General features: G+C 75.3%; 12 protein-coding genes. 7 read left to right on the top strand and 5 right to left on the bottom strand.

Annotated features, from left to right (window positions below; genetic code table 11):
* The first annotated feature begins 88 nt into the window (after positions 1-88).
* The 6 genes from RDI86_RS07160 (at position 89) to RDI86_RS07185 (ending at position 7,315) form a co-directional block, all read left to right on the top strand.
* The gene (locus RDI86_RS07160) at positions 89-1,177 is read left to right on the top strand and encodes a PhoH family protein (RefSeq protein ID WP_021482947.1); all 1,089 of its coding nucleotides are present in this window, start codon (positions 89-91) and stop codon (positions 1,175-1,177) included.
* A complete protein-coding gene (gene ybeY, locus RDI86_RS07165) occupies positions 1,174-1,626 on the top strand; it encodes an rRNA maturation RNase YbeY (protein WP_021482948.1) in 453 nt (150 codons plus the stop codon). Before RDI86_RS07160 ends, ybeY begins: the two co-directional genes overlap by 4 nt.
* Complete coding sequence (locus RDI86_RS07170) at positions 1,623-2,957, top strand: CBS domain-containing protein (protein WP_308821035.1); 1,335 nt, start codon at positions 1,623-1,625, stop codon at positions 2,955-2,957. Before ybeY ends, RDI86_RS07170 begins: the two co-directional genes overlap by 4 nt.
* Positions 2,954-3,904, top strand: a complete 951-nt coding sequence (era, locus tag RDI86_RS07175) for a GTPase Era (protein ID WP_043651768.1) — start codon at positions 2,954-2,956, stop codon at positions 3,902-3,904. The genes RDI86_RS07170 and era overlap by 4 nt, the downstream gene beginning before the upstream one ends.
* Before the next feature lie 77 nt (positions 3,905-3,981).
* Positions 3,982-5,580, top strand: a complete 1,599-nt coding sequence (locus tag RDI86_RS07180) for a prolyl oligopeptidase family serine peptidase (RefSeq protein ID WP_308821036.1) — start codon at positions 3,982-3,984, stop codon at positions 5,578-5,580.
* Between the two features lie 82 nt (positions 5,581-5,662).
* A complete protein-coding gene (locus RDI86_RS07185; protein ID WP_308821037.1) occupies positions 5,663-7,315 on the top strand; it encodes a PQQ-binding-like beta-propeller repeat protein in 1,653 nt (550 codons plus the stop codon).
* A gap of 8 nt (positions 7,316-7,323) precedes the next feature.
* Here the strand turns inward: RDI86_RS07185 and RDI86_RS07190 are convergent, their stop codons facing one another.
* From RDI86_RS07190 to RDI86_RS07210, 5 genes are all read right to left on the bottom strand, one after another.
* On the bottom strand, positions 7,324-8,391 hold the full coding sequence (locus tag RDI86_RS07190; RefSeq protein WP_308821038.1) for a hypothetical protein: 1,068 nt from the start codon (positions 8,389-8,391) through the stop codon (positions 7,324-7,326).
* Positions 8,391-9,014, bottom strand: coding sequence for an ABC transporter ATP-binding protein (locus tag RDI86_RS07195; RefSeq protein ID WP_251176164.1), 624 nt, complete (start codon positions 9,012-9,014; stop codon positions 8,391-8,393). Before RDI86_RS07195 ends, RDI86_RS07190 begins: the two co-directional genes overlap by 1 nt.
* A complete protein-coding gene (locus tag RDI86_RS07200) occupies positions 9,011-10,075 on the bottom strand; it encodes a peptidoglycan-binding protein (protein ID WP_170963182.1) in 1,065 nt (354 codons plus the stop codon). Before RDI86_RS07200 ends, RDI86_RS07195 begins: the two co-directional genes overlap by 4 nt.
* Before the next feature lie 34 nt (positions 10,076-10,109).
* Positions 10,110-10,598, bottom strand: coding sequence for a hypothetical protein (locus RDI86_RS07205; RefSeq protein ID WP_128957480.1), 489 nt, complete (start codon positions 10,596-10,598; stop codon positions 10,110-10,112).
* Between the two features lie 169 nt (positions 10,599-10,767).
* The gene (locus tag RDI86_RS07210; RefSeq protein ID WP_308821039.1) at positions 10,768-11,148 is read right to left on the bottom strand and encodes a hypothetical protein; all 381 of its coding nucleotides are present in this window, start codon (positions 11,146-11,148) and stop codon (positions 10,768-10,770) included.
* 276 nt (positions 11,149-11,424) lie between these two features.
* Between RDI86_RS07210 and RDI86_RS07215 the strand changes: the two genes are divergently transcribed.
* A complete protein-coding gene (locus RDI86_RS07215) occupies positions 11,425-13,671 on the top strand; it encodes a hypothetical protein (protein ID WP_308821040.1) in 2,247 nt (748 codons plus the stop codon).
* Positions 13,672-13,871: the final 200 nt, after the last annotated feature.

Genomic DNA, 13,871 nt, shown 5'->3' on the forward strand with positions numbered 1-13,871 from the left:
CGCTCGGTACGATGGAAGCGATCTGCGGGGCGGTGGCCGTCCCGGACCCACTGCCCGACCGAAGGAGCGCAGCGGCGCAAGCCGGCTCATGACCTCTCTGTCCCGAGAACCCGACCCCTCGTCGCACCGGGTCGAGCACCGCATCGTCATCCCGAACCACGTGCCGATGGTGGCGCTCCTCGGTAGCCGCGACTCCGTGCTCCGGGCCGTCGAGGAGGGGTTCCCCGCCGTCGACGTGCACGTGCGGGGCAACGAGATCGCGGTCGCCGGCCCTCCGGGGGAGGTCGCGCTCGCCGCGCGCCTGCTCGACGAGCTCGTCGAGGTCGTCGAGGCAGGCACGCAGCTCACGGCCGACGTCGTCACGCGGTCCATCGCGATGCTCACCGCCGCGACGGCGTCGCGCCCGGCCGAGGTGCTGACGCTCAACATCCTGTCGAGCCGCGGCCGCACGATCCGGCCCAAGACCGTGGGGCAGAAGCGCTACGTCGAGGCGATCGACGCGAACACCATCACGTTCGGGATCGGCCCCGCGGGCACCGGCAAGACGTACCTCGCGATGGCGAAGGCCGTGCAGGCGCTGCAGTCGAAGCAGGTCAACCGCATCATCCTCACGCGCCCGGCCGTCGAGGCGGGGGAGCGGCTCGGGTTCCTGCCCGGCTCGCTGACGGAGAAGATCGACCCGTACCTGCGCCCGCTGTACGACGCGCTGCACGACATGATCGACCCGGACTCGATCCCCAAGCTCATCGAGGCCGGGACGATCGAGGTCGCCCCGCTCGCGTTCATGCGCGGGCGCAGCCTCAACGACTCGTTCATCATCCTCGACGAGGCGCAGAACACGACCACCGAGCAGATGAAGATGTTCCTCACGCGCCTCGGCTTCGGGTCGCGCATGGTCATCACGGGCGACGCGACGCAGGTCGACCTGCCGGGCGGCACCCAGTCCGGCCTGCGCGTCATCGAGGACGTCCTCACCGGCGTGGACGACGTCGAGTTCTGCCGGCTCACGTCGTCCGACGTGGTGCGGCACCGGCTGGTGAGCGACATCATCGACGCGTACGCGCGGTGGGACCTGGCGAGCGGCGGGGGCTCGGGGAGCTCCGGGTCGCGCCGCCGCGACGACGACCGCCGCGGACGCCCCGCGGCACGAGAACGACGGACGAGGGACGACGCGTGAGCATCGAGGTCAACAACGAGACCGAGGCCGAGGTCGACGAGGCCGAGTTCGCGGCGCTGGCACGGTACGTGCTCGACGCGATGCGCGTGCACCCGCAGAGCGAGCTGTCGATCCTCTTCGTCGACACGGACGTGATGAGCGAGCTGCACGTGCGCTGGATGGACGAGCCCGGCCCGACGGACGTGCTGTCGTTCCCCATGGACGAGCTGCGGCCCGGGCGCGACGGCGAGGTCGCCGGCCCCGGCCAGCTCGGCGACGTCGTGCTGTGCCCGGAGGTCGCCGCCCAGCAGGCGGTGACGGCGGGCCACTCGACGGCGGAGGAGATGCTGCTGCTCACGACGCACGGCATCCTGCACCTGCTCGGCTACGACCACGCCGAGCCGGAGGAGGAGAAGGAGATGTTCGCGCTGCAGCGCAAGCTGCTCCTGACCTTCCTCGCGGGCCGGTGAGCGGCGAACCCGTCGCGCTCCTGGCGGCCCTGACCGTCCTGGCGGTCGTGCTCGCGGCCGCGCTGAGCGCGGGCGAGGCGGCGGTGCTGCGCGTGACGCGGGCGGCCGTCACGGAGGCCGCCCTGGGCGACGACCCGGCCGTGCCCGCCCGCCCGGAGGGGCGCCGGGCGCTGGCGCTGCTCGCGGACCCGGCGGCGACCGTGCGCTCCGTCGGCTTCGTGCGCGTCGTCGCCGAGGTCGCGGCGGTCACGTGCCTCACGCTGCTCGTCGCGGCGTGGCTGGAACCGTGGTGGCAGGTCCTGCTCGTCGCGCTCGCGGTGAGCGTCGTCGTCGGGCTCCTCGTGGTGCGCGTGAGTCCGCGGTCCCTCGGCCGCCGCCACGCGGTGCGCGTCCTGCTGAGCCTGTCGCGCCTGCTCACGGTCGTCGTCGGGGCCACGCGCTGGCTCACGCGGCTCGCCCCGGCGCCCGACGAGGGAGCCCACCAGCGCGAGCTCCAGGACATGGTGGACCGCGTCAACGAGTCCGAGGTCATCGAGGAGGAGGAGCGCGAGCTCATCCGCTCCGTCTTCGAGCTCGGCAGCACCCTCACGCGCGAGGTCATGGTGCCCCGCACCGACATGGTGACGACGGCGCGCGACACGCCCCTGCGCAAGACCCTCTCGCTCTTCCTGCGCTCCGGCTTCTCCCGCATCCCGGTCACGGGCACGTCCGCGGACGACCTCGTGGGCGTCGCCTACTTCAAGGACGTCGTGCGCGTCCTTCAGGGCGGTCCCGGGACCGACGCGCGGCCCGTGGGCGAGGTCGCGCGCCCCGCGATCTTCGTACCCGAGTCCAAGCCCGTGGACGACCTGCTGCGCGAGATGCAGGCGTCGTCCTCGCACATCGCCATGGTCGTCGACGAGTACGGCGGCGTCGCGGGACTGGTGACGATCGAGGACGCGCTCGAGGAGATCGTGGGCGAGCTCACGGACGAGCACGACCGGCCGGAGCCCGAGGTCGAGGACCTGGGCGACGGCGTCCTGCGCGTGCCCGCCCGCCTCGGCGTCGACGAGCTCGGCGAGCTCTTCGGCCTCGGCCTGGACGACGACGACGTGGACACCGTGGGCGGCCTGCTCGCCAAGGCGCTCGGCAAGGTCCCGCTGCCCGGCTCCGTGGCCGAGGTCCACGGGCTGCGCCTCGAGGCCGACCGCGTCCAGGGCCGCCGCAAGCAGCTCGCGACCGTCCTCGTCTCCACGGCGACCTCGCCCGACGCTCCGGTCCCCGCGCCGGACGAGCCCGACCCCGCGGCCGACACCCGTCAGCCCCTCCCCACCGTGAAGGACACCCCGTGAGCACGACCACCCCCGAGCACCGCTCCGGCTTCGCCTGCCTCGTCGGGCGGCCCAACGCGGGCAAGTCGACCCTGACGAACGCGCTGGTCGGCCAGAAGGTGGCGATCACCTCCGGGCGCCCCCAGACGACGCGCCACACGATCCGCGGGATCGTGCACCGCCCCGACGCGCAGCTCGTCCTCGTCGACACCCCGGGGCTGCACCGCCCCCGCACGCTGCTCGGCGAGCGTCTCAACGACCTCGTGCGCGAGACGCTCACCGAGGTCGACGTCATCGCGTTCTGCCTGCCCGCCGACCAGAAGATCGGCCCGGGCGACCGCTTCATCGCGAACGAGCTCGCGGAGCTCATGCGCGGGCGCCGCGGCACGCCCGTGGTCGCGGTCGTCACGAAGGCCGACCTCGTGGACCGCGGCACCCTCGCCGCGCACCTGCTCGCGGTCGACCGGCTGGGGGAGACGGCGGGCGGCTGGGCCGACATCGTGCCCGTCTCGGCCCAGGACGGCTACCAGGTCGACGTGCTCACCGACGTCCTCGTCTCCCACCTGCCCGAGGGCCCCGAGCTGTACCCGGGCGGCGAGCTCACGGACGAGCCGGAGGCCGTCATGGTCGCCGAGCTCGTGCGCGAGGCGGCGCTCGAGGGCGTGCGCGACGAGCTCCCGCACTCGCTCGCGGTCCAGGTCGAGGAGATCGTGCCCCGCGAGGGCAGCGGCGACGAGGCCACGGGCCGGCCGCCGCTGCTCGACGTGCGCGTCAACCTCTTCGTCGAGCGCGACTCGCAGAAGGCGATCGTCATCGGCCGCGGCGGCTCACGGCTGCGCGAGGTCGGGACGCGCGCGCGGCACGGCATCGAGGCGCTGCTCGGGGCGAGGGTCTACCTCGACCTGCACGTGAAGGTCGCCAAGGACTGGCAGCGCGACCCCAAGCAGCTCCACCGGCTCGGCTTCTGACCCGGGGGGACGTCCTCCGTGCCGTCGTCGGGACGGCACCAGGGACCGGCCGGCGGCCCGCGACGTACGATTCCTCGGTGATCTTCCGGACCGCCGCGACGACGGCAGCCCTCGCGATCGTCCTCGCGATCGTCGGAGCGGTCACCGGGCCGCAGTGGGACCCGGTGCCCGTGACCGAGCACCTCGTCCCCGAGACGCCCGACACGACCGTCGGCGGGCAGCCGCCGGGCGGGGCCGCCCCGGTCGGCACCTACGACGTGCGCGAGACCGACGTGACGGTCCGGCTCGACGGCGCGACCGTCGGGGGCGTGCTGCGCGAGCCCGTCGACGCGGGCGACGACCTCCCGGGCATGGTGTTCGTGCACGGGGCAGGGACCGGCCTGGCGTCGGAGGCGTTCGTGGACGTCGCGACCGACCTCGCGAGCGCGGGCGTCGTGACCCTCGTCCCGGACAAGCGCCTGGACACCTACACGACGCGCCACCGTGACTACGAGGCGATGGCGCGCGACTACGCGCACTCCGTGGACCTCCTGCGGGCGCGTCCCGGCGTCGACCCGGAGCGCGTGGGGCTGTACGGAGAGTCCGAGGGCACGTGGATCGTGCCCGTGATGGCGGCGGACGATCCGACCATCGCGTTCACCGTCCTCGTGTCCGCGCCCGTCGTGCCGCCGCGCCAGCAGGCCGCGTTCGCGGTCGACAGCTACCTGCGCAACACCGACGTGCCCCACGGGGTGTTCCGGGCGATCCCGCGCGCCGTCGGGATGGCGATCCCCGGCGGCGGCTTCGAGTACGCGGACTTCGACGTGGAGCCGTTCCTCGAGCGGCTCACCCAGCCGGTGCTCGTCGTGTACGGCACCGCGGACCCGTCGATGCCCGTCGAGCAGGGGGCGCGGCAGATCCTCGACGCCACGGGCCCGTCGTCGCAGGTGCCGGGCGGGGCCGACGTCACCGTGCGGTACTACGCGGACGCGAACCACGGGATCAAGATCGACGACGTGCTCGTGCCCGACTTCCCGCGCGACGTGAGCGCGTGGGTGACCTCCCTGCCCGCGAGCGCGACCGCGCTGCCGCAGGTCGCGGGCGCCGAGCCCACGCAGCAGTACCTCGCCGGGCCGGTCCCGTCGCCGCGCTGGCTGGGCAACGGCGACCTGTTCGTCGCCCTCGTCCTCGCCGCCGTCGGTCTGCTCGTGCTCGGCCCGCTCGTCGGCCTCGTCGGGGGCCTCGTGCGCCGGCTGCGACGGGTCGCGGGCCGGCCCGGGGCGCCCGCCGGTCTCGCGCCCGGCTTCCGCGTGCCGCTGGTGGGGCTCGGGGTCGGCGCGTTCGCGACGACGGTCGCGCTCGTCGTCTACCTCGTGGCCACCGCGCGGCTCGCGCTCGACTACGAGAAGGACGCGTGGGTCGTGCAGGGCGGCTGGATCGGGGTGCGGCTCGTCGGGCTCGCGACGCTCGTCGCGGGCGCCCTGCTGGTCAACCGGGCCGCCGAGGTCCGCTCCGCGCGCCGTGCGCACGACGAGCGCCGGGGCACCGACGAGGCGGTCGCCGCGGACGAGGGCGGGAGCGTGCTGCAGGTCGCGCGCGGCGTGACCCCCCGCGTCATGCTGTGGTGCGTGATCGCGGGGTCCACCGTCCTGCTCGTCATCCTCGCGTACTGGGGCGTCTACCAGCTCGGCATCTGACCCTGCTCGTGCGCCGTCGTCCGGGCGCGGCGGTCCCGCCGCTCGCCCGGCGCGGCCCGACGGGCGTGCGTATCGTGGACGGGTGAGGCGCCGTCGGCTCGCGCAGGACCGGGCGGCTCGTGCCGGGCACGTCACCCACGAGCCGACGACGGAGGGTGCCGGGACGGCGGTCGGCGGCCTCGAGCTCCTGCCGCCCGAGCTGCGGTCCGACGACCGGTTCGACGCCGCCCTCGACGCCGCGCTCGCGGGTCCTGCCGAGGCGCCCGTCCGCCGTCCGCCCGACGGGCCGCGACCCCGGGACGAGGACGGTCCGCCCGCCACGCGGAGCGGGCACCACGACCGAGCGGCCCGCGACGTGCTGCCCCTGTCGCGCCCGCAGGACGAGCGCCCGCCCACGGCCCCCGACATGCCCGGCCCCGCGCGGTCCGGCGCGCCCCGGCCGTCCGGGTCCGCCGGGGGCGGCGAGTCCCCGCAGGTGCGTGCGCCCGGGCGCCGCTGGTTCCTGCACCCCGTCCCGTGGGTGGCGCTCGCGGTCGCCGTCGCGTTCGCCGGCTCCGTCGCCTTCACCGCGTCGATGGAGGACGCGCGGCCCGTCGACGTCACAGCGCTCGCCGGGGGGCTGCGGCCGCTCGAGGACCCGCCCGAGCCGCGCTGGTCGGTCCCCGTCGAGCCCGGCACCGAGGTGGTCCCCGCGGTCGGTGCCGTCGTGACCGTCGACGGGTCGCTCACGGCGTACTCCGTCGCGGACGGCTCGGTCCTCTGGCGGTCCGAGCGTCTCGGCGACCGTGCCACGTGCCTGCCGGCCTCGGGCGAGCCCGCGCGCGAGGTGGTGGTGTGCGCGGTGCCGACGGGGTGGCGCGAGCAGGCGGCCCGGCTCACCACCGTGCGCGCGACGACCGGCGAGGTCGTGGGGGAGCGCACGGCCGCGACGGCGGGGCGGCTGTCCGTCGTGCCGGTCGGCGCGACGGACGTCGTGCGGGCGTGGTGGCGCGGCGACGAGGTCGCGGTGGTGCGCGAGGACGCTGCGACCGGCGAGGTGCGGTGGGAGCGCACGCTCGCGCACGACGGCCTCGGGAGCGGCGGCGACGTCGTGCTCGACGTGCGCCGCGGCGTCGTCGACGTCCTCGCGCCGGGCGTCGCGGCGGCGCTCACGGAGGACGGTCTCTCGCTCGTCGAGGACGACGTGTGGACCATCGTCCGGCTCCAGGACGGGCGCTACGTCGGCAACGAGTACGGCCGCGGCACCGCCACGGTGTTCACGGCCGCGGGCGAGCCCGCGTTCCGGATCTCCGGCCGCGTGCTCGAGGCGCCCCTGTCGGACGGGTCCGCGCCGGGCGTCATCGTCACGAACACCTTCGGCAGCATCGTGGGCGTGGACGCCGCGACCGGCTCGGAGCTGTGGTCGTTGCCGGGCACGGGCATGCGCGCCGTCGCGCGGGTCGACGGCCGCGTCGTCGTCCAGACGGACTCGGCCTACCGCAGCGTCGACGCCCGCACGGGCGAGGAGGCGTGGGCCGTCACGCTCGAGGACGGCGGCCCCGGGCCGGTGCTCACCGACGGCCGGTCGCTGTTCGTCACGGAGCGGCAGCGCCGCCAGCCAGGGCTCGTGTCGATCGCGCTCGACGACGGGGCGGTCGAGTGGCGCTGGACGCTGCCCGAGGGCACCTACGACGTGCTCGCGGTCGAGGGCCGGCTCTTCCTCCTCGGGACCGGCGGGCTGACGGCCGTGTCCTGAGCGGCGTCTCAGCGATCCTTGAAGTAGCGGAACAGCGAGCGCTCGCGGGTTCCGAGGACGCCGAGCAGCGCGCCGAGGAGCGCGCCTCCCGTGCCCACGGCGACCACGCGCAACCCCGTCCACCACGCCTCCGCTCCGGGGTCGGGGTTGCCCCACCGGGAGATCCAGAGCAGGCATGCGCCGGCGATCAGCGCACCGGCGAGCGTCCAGGCGAGGACCTCCAGGAGCACCTGCCAGGCGAGCGCGGGCCGGGGGACCCGCGCGTGCAGCGCGGCCGCCAGCTCGAGCCGCCGCGCGCGGACCGAGGCCGCTCCGAGCACGAACCCTGTGAGCAGCGCTGCGACCGGCGCGTGACGTGTCAGCCGGTGCGCCAGCAGGTCGAGCGCGTCGTGCTCCGCGCCCAGCCGGGTGTTCAGCTGGCCCAGCGTGGCCTCGGTGGGGTCCGTCGCCGGGAGGAGGGCCGTCGGGAGCAGCGCGCTCGACCCGGCGTCGACGGGCCAGGCCTCGGCCCAGCAGATGTCGAACGTCCCTGCCGGGGGGACCGGCGTCAGCACGGCGTAGGCGAGCGCGCGATCGCGCCCGTCGTCGGGGTAGGCATAGATGCCGGCCACCGTCGCGTCGCCCGACGACGTGGCGAGCCGGTCTCCCGCCACCACGCCGAGGGTCTCAGCGAGCTCTGCGGACAGCCAGACGCCGCTCGTGCGCGCGGGCGTCGTCGTCCCGGTGAGCACGTCGAGCAGACCCGGAGTCACGTCGAAGACGCTGAGCCGCGAGGAGGGCAGGCTGAGCGCCCGCAGAGGCTCGCCGGCGCGGTAGGCCCCGGCGGTGATGCCGGGGACGTCGCCGAAGGCCTCGCACCGACCACCGTCCACGCGTCCCGGCGCAGCGAGCGTCGCGATCGCTGCCCCCGACGCCCGGAAGTCGGCGGCACCGCGCAGCACGTCGACGACGGCACGGGTGTCGAGCGCAGCGAGGGTCCCCACCAGGAGGACGAACGCCACGGCAAGCAGGAGGGCGCGGGTGGTGCCCGAGCGGAGGTTGCGTGCGGCCTCGGACGCGACCGACCGGGGCCGCATCACGAGGTCCTCGTCGCTCGGGCCCGGGTGAGGTCGACGACGCGGGTGCACGCGTCGCGCGTTCGAGGGTCGTGGGTGGCGACCACGACGATCGAGTGCTGCTGCGCCACCCCGGCGAGGACGGCGTTCACCGTGCCGGCGGTGCGCAGGTCGAGCTGGGCCGTGGGCTCGTCGACGAGCAGCAGGTCCGGGGCGAGCGCGACCGCGCGCGCGAGCATCAGCCGTTGTGCCTCTCCGCCTGACAACGCGCGGAACGGACGGTCCGCGGTGGCGGAAAGCCCGAAACGATCGAGGATGGCGCTCGCTCGCGGCTCGGCCTCGCGGCGCCGCAGCCCCCGTGCGAGAAGGGGCAGGACGACGTGGTCCAGGGCGGAGCGCCGCGGCACGCCGTGGGGGTTCTGGAAGACCCACCCGACGTGTTCTATCCCCTCCCGCTCCACCGTGCCCGCGGACGGCGTCACCCAGCCGGCCAGGATGCTGAGCAGGGTCGACTTGCCCGAGCCCGACGGCCCGACCAGCGCGACCACCTCGCCCGGGTCCAGGTCCAGGTCCAGGCCGGAGAACAGGTCGCCGGTACCGGCGAACGCGTGGGCGAGACCCCGCGCACGGACTGCTCGGGTCACCGGCAGTCCCGGCTGCCGGTCGGCGGCGTGAGCGCGACGCGGGCAGGGGTGCTCCCGTCGTCGAACGTGACGAAGGTCTGGCCGAGCGAAGAGGCCACGACGGTCACCGGGCGCGGTCTCCCGTCGGCCACGACGCAGGCCGTGCCGCCCGAGAGGCCGTACAGGGCCCCGGGCGCCACCGTGGAGACCTGGAGCGGCTGCGCCAGCACGTAGTCGAGGGTCATCGGCTCCGTGGCTCCCTCGCTCTGCGAGAAGCGGAACGCCGCGTCGTCGTGGACGGCGTCGAGGAACGACCTGTCCCGGACCACGCCGTCGTCTCCGACCGCGGCCGTGGTCTGGGACCCGGCGAGCCGCACGACGCGGTCGCCCGGCGTCGCGTCCTGCGGCACGGCGTCGATGCGCACGGACTCGAGGACGCCCGCGACGGTCGCCAGCCCGGTGCCGGCGAACGGCTGGCCGACCTGTGCCTCGCACGTCGTGACGGTCACCGAGGGCGCCGGCAGCCACAGGACGGAGGCGACCGCGAGCGCTCCGGGCGGCCGCGCAAGACCGAGCACGTCTCTCTGCAGCGCGGACACGGAGGCCTTCGTCGCCGCGCCGTACTCGCCGTCCGGCTCGACGTCGAAGCCGAGCCGGGCCAGCTCGCGCTGGAGGCTCGCCACGTCGTCGCCCTTCGAGTCCGGCGCGAGGTCCCGCCACAGCGGGACGTCGGTGGCCAGCGCGAGGACGGGGCGGTCGTCGATCGTCGCAGGCGAGCTGCCTGACGCGATCGTCGCACCCGGCGCGCACGCGCTGCGTCGCAGCCGCCCCGAGTCGCCGAGCGTCAGCGTCGTGCTCGGGGTGAGCTGCGGGGTGACCGGGACCTGACGGGCGTCGTCGAACTCCTGCGTCACGACGGCGACGGACGCTTCAGCCGTGGCAGGGCCCCGCAGCGAGGCGGGGGTGCGCTCGGGGACGACGAGGACCCCGGCGATCGCCCCGCCCGTGACGAGCACCAGCGCCGTCAGGGTGGACGTGGCCCACGCGGTCCTGCGCGGGGGAGCGAGAGCGGCTCGCTTCACGGCACCCTCGTCTCCCGTTCGCGCTCCTCGACGGCTATGACACGCACGTCCCGACCTCAGGCGGAGGGACGTAGGACTCGTCGTCGACGAGCTCCTGCAGCTCCTGGTCCGTGAGGTCATGGATCTCGTCGACCCCGGCCGACTCCAGGCACTCGCGCCACAGCTCCAGCAAGGACCTGCCCTCGGGGTTGCTCCGCATCTCGCGGTAGTACAGGCCGATGTCCCAGATCGTCCCGTCCGCGCACGCGTCGGCGATCGTAGGAATCTGGTCCAGCGCGGCCTCGGGGTCTGCCGAGGCGCTACGGAAGGCGTCCTGGGACTCCTGCGTCGCGCCGTAGGAGAACCCGTCGCCGTCGCCGAAGTCCGCCTCCAGGCCGCGGTCAGACATGCAGCGCGCGTAGGCGTCCCGCGCCTCGGCGAGCTCTGCGTCGGTGATCTCGTAGTCGGCGAGCACCTGCCGCTCCAGCGCGCTGACGTCGTCGGCGAGGAGCGCGTCGATCTCCGTGCGCCACCGGTCGGCCACGTCCGGCGCCGGGTCCGCGCCGGAGGAGCACCCCGCCAGTGCCAGCGCGAGGCCCGCTACGGCGACACCGAGGTGCTGCCTGGTCCGTGGACCTTCGAGCGTCCTCGCAGCCTGCCGACCGGTCCGGACGGTCGTTCCTGGGCGCCGGAGCATCGACGTGCGCACTGCTCTACACCGTCTGCTCGTAGAAGCCGAGCTCCGCGCTCCCGGACATGATGGAACCGCCCGTCCTGCCGGAGGCGTACGTGGTGCCGCTCGGTGCGTAGACGGTCACGTTGCTCGTCGAGACCTGTCGGTTCGTCCAGTACGCGGTGCCGCCGGCGGACCGGTACTGCACCCGGGCGGAGACGCGGTAGCAGCTGCTGTTCTGCGCGGTCGCGCCACCGCTCGGCTTCAGCGCCTTGTACTGGCACGTCGCCGTGCTCGCCCGCACGGTGATCGTGCCGGTCGCCGCAGTCGCCGTCGGAGGGAGGGCCACCAGGCCCCCCAGCACCAGGACGCCCGCGGCCCCGATGCTCGCCCACGACTTCCTCAGACTCTTCTGCAGCACCATGTCTGCCCCCCGGGGATGTGGTCGCCCTCGTCGGCGGCCATGGAGTCCTCATGCTGGCGCCCGCGGACCTCGTTTCGCAGGGGTGCTCACATATTGGGACGTCGGCTCGGCCGCGCTCGTGGCCTTTCCTCGGCGGGCGGCCTGATCCGCCCCGGGAGCACGGCGCCGCGCGTGGGCGCTTGAGCCGCACGTGATGAACCGGTAGAAACGGTCGGGGCCCCTCGGCCCGGCGTGCGTGCGACCGGCACCGCGCGACAGCGTAGGGAGTGCACGATGACCAACCAGACAGAGCCGGCCGAGGACCCGCAGCCCGGTGCTGCGGGCACCGGGCCGACCCGGGCGCCCCAGGGCGTCACGGCGGGTGACGGGGACTCCACGGCCGAGCGCGCACCGGACGGTGCGACGGGCTCGGCAGGGTCGGACCCGGACGCGGCGGGAGCCGCGGACACGGGCACGGAGAAGGACACGGGCTCCGCGCGCGAGACCGGCGGGGCCTCGACGGCGACCGCCACCGCGTCGCCCTTCGCCGGGATCCCGGTGAGCGACTACGTGCGCGACGGCGTCGCCGCGCTGCTGCTCCTCGTCTCCCTCGCGCTGCCGTGGGACGTGTCGAGCCGCGCGTCGGACAAGATCGAGGTCGTCCTGCTGACGATCCTCTCGCTGCTGACGCTCGCGCTGCCGTACCTCGCGCGCACGGGCGTGCTCCCGACGACCTGGACCGTGCACACCACGCGCACGGTCCGTCTGCTGGCCAACGCGCCGTACGTGCTGCTCGTGCTCGTCTACCTCGTGGTCGACGTCGTGGGCGGCGGCGACCTCGCCGACGGGTGGGGCGGGGTCGGCTCCGCCGCCGCGCTCGGCCTCGCCGGCGCGCTCCTCGCGGCGCAGCCGCGCGAGAGCGAGCTCGGGCCGCAGGACCAGGACCGCGCGGTCACCGACCGGTGGCTCCAGGCGCTCCTCGCGCTCGCGGCGCTCCTCGCCCTCACCGTGCTGCTCACGGTGATCCTCACCGCCACCGGCACGCGCCTCGGCGGCGCCCTGTTCGTGCTGCTGGTGATCGTGGCCGCGGTGTTCGTCCTCGCGCTCGCCGGGCTGCCGACGTACGGCACGTGGCGCCGGTCCGAGGCCGCGCGCCTCACGCTCGTCGGGCTGGGCGTCATGCTCGCCGTCGGGTTCGTCCTCGGCTCGGGCAACAACGGGCTCGTGACGATCGAGAGCACGCACGGCGGCCGGTTCGGGCTCGTGCTCGTCCCGGCGCTCGCGGCCGTCGCCGCGGCGCCCGCCGTGCACCGCGCGATGGCCGCCGCGGACCCGGTGACCACCTGGGTGCGCGTGGCCGTCAACGCCCTCGACCTCGTGCTCGTCGTCGCGGGCTACGTCGCCGTGAGCGCCGTGCTCACCCTGGCCGACGGCGCACGCGGCGTCCCGGTCGTCCTCGCCGTGATCGTCGGTGTCCTCGCGGCCGCCGTCGCGTTCGTCGCGCGCCGCTCGCTCGCTCGCGACGCCGCCACCGGGCGCCCGCTCGCGCTCGGTGGCGCCGGCGTCGTGGCGCTGCTCGGCATCGTGCTGCTCGTCGTGACGTCGAACCGCGTCGTGCTCGGCGGCGGCGTGGAGCACGTGCTGCTCGCCTTCGGCCTCCCGCTGCTCGTCGTCGGGGCGCTCACCGTCCCGCGCGAGGTCCGTGCGTACTTCGCCGAGCACCGCCCCGTGCCCGCGGCCACCGGGGCGGAGGCGGCACGCGCCTACGTGTGGGAGCCGCCCGCGCCGAAGCCGCCCAAGCCGGCCCGGCCCGCGCCTGCCCCGGCGGGCCCGCCGACCGGCGCGCACCCGACGACCGAGCACTCGGGTGCCTACCCGGGCACGGGCGCCTACCCGGCCATGGGACCGACGGGCGCCTACCCGGCCACCGGACCGACGGGCGCCTACCCGCCGGCCGGGCACACGGGTCCCGTCCCGACGCAGCAGGCGGCGGACCGGCGGTTCGCCGCCGGGTCCGACGCGACCGAGGTGCTCCCGGTCCAGCCGGCGGAGCCGGAGCGCAGCGGGTACGCCGCGCGTCCCGGCCTCACGCCCGACGAGGGCCCGTCGACGGCGGTCCTGCCCGCCTACCAGGAGGAGCAGCCGGGCACCGGCCCGCAGCCGACCGCCCAGCAGCCCGGCCAGGGGTACCCCCAGCAGGGATACGGCCAGCAGCAGGGCTACGCGTCCTCCGGGCCGGGGCAGCAGAGCTACGCGCCGCAGGGGTACGACCCGCAGGGCTACGGCCAGCAGGGGTACGCCCAGCAGCCCGCGGCGCAGCAGCCGTCGTACGCCCCGCCGGCCCAGCCGGCGGGCTTCACCGCGGCCCAGGCGCTCGACCCGGGCACGCCGCTCGAGGTCCTGGCGCAGATCGTCCAGGACGCGCCGCACCTGCGGCCCCAGGTCGCGGCGAACCCGTCGACGTACCCGGCGCTGCTCGAGTGGCTCGGCAACCTCGGTGACCCTGCGGTCGACGCGGCGCTGCGCTCGCGACGCGGCTGACGCACCCCGGCGCCCGGTCGGCCCTCCGCGCGAGGGCCGGCCGGGCGCACCCACGCCGTGCCCGAGGAGCGGACGTCCCGGGCGCGCGGACGGCGGAGGAGTACAGTGGCGTCGTGCACCTGATGCGGCAGCTCCTCCTTCGTTGCCGCGGCGAGGCCCTGTAGCCGGTTCCTCGTCGCGGTGGTTGGTGTGCCGGCTGA

The organism is Cellulosimicrobium sp. XJ-DQ-B-000, from assembly GCF_031119065.1.
GTDB classification, from domain to species: Bacteria; Actinomycetota; Actinomycetes; order Actinomycetales; family Cellulomonadaceae; genus Cellulosimicrobium; species Cellulosimicrobium funkei.